The sequence below is a fragment of the Halorubrum sp. SP3 genome (assembly GCF_005435195.1).
Taxonomy (GTDB): domain Archaea; phylum Halobacteriota; class Halobacteria; order Halobacteriales; family Haloferacaceae; genus Halorubrum; species Halorubrum sodomense.
In genome coordinates, this window is the sequence record NZ_SGTU01000520.1 from 1 (window position 1) to 322 (window position 322).

Below are 322 nucleotides of genomic sequence, written 5' to 3' on the forward strand. Positions count from 1 at the left end.
CTGATTCGTAATATCGCCACATTCGGTTACGTCTCGGTACACGAGGGCTTGATCGGCCGCCGACCTGTTGTCGACGAATCGGAATTCGATCGGATACCCGGCGGTGTCCTCGGCGTTCCGTTCCCAGAAAGCCGTGCTGTTCCGGACGATTTCGGTGATGTTCCTGTCGACCCGCGTGTCGTTGACGTAGAGGCTCACGTTCGTCTTCCCGTACGGACTCGGGTGTTCGTCGACCGAGAAGCTCCGCGTCACGTTCTCATCGCCGATCCGTGCTTCGAGTTCGTGCTCCCCCTCTGGCAGCCTGAGAGGCTCCGAGCGAAAC

General features: G+C 59.9%; 1 pseudogene. It reads right to left on the reverse strand.

The features are described from left to right. Nucleotides 1–322, reverse strand: a pseudogene (locus EXE42_RS19055) (hypothetical protein); the annotation flags it as partial.